Origin of the sequence: Lactiplantibacillus sp. B652, assembly GCF_023806745.1 — a bacterium.
Taxonomy (GTDB): Bacteria; Bacillota; Bacilli; order Lactobacillales; family Lactobacillaceae; genus Lactiplantibacillus; species Lactiplantibacillus pentosus.
Window position 1 is genome coordinate 1 of record NZ_JAMSKY010000083.1, and the last position, 330, is coordinate 330.

Here is a 330-nt window from a genome sequence, read left to right on the forward strand (position 1 = left end):
TTCTAGGGTACGATATTTGTCAGAAGTGCTGATTGGTACAACTAGCACCGTATTAAAATAGCGATTATAGTGATCGTTGCTCACAACTAAACACGGTCGCTTTTTGTTAGTTTAAGTCCCTTTTGCTGGATCTAAATTAATCCACAAAATACCGCCTTGTTTTAATTTCATTAATCAAAGTCTTCACTTTCTATGTCCTTACCCCAATCAAACTCCGTGGTACTGAGATTTCCGAACTTTTTTTCCTGTTCATCAACAAGTTGCCATAGATCAGGTTTACTACGAACAATCATTACTCTACCATTTGGCTCAATCTGCCATTCAATTGTG

General features: G+C 37.3%; 1 pseudogene. It reads right to left on the reverse strand.

The annotated features are described in order from the left end of the window. Positions 1–171 (reverse strand): annotated as a pseudogene (locus tag MZO40_RS17575) (type II toxin-antitoxin system PemK/MazF family toxin); the annotation flags it as partial. Between the last annotated feature and the right edge of the window lie 159 nt (positions 172–330).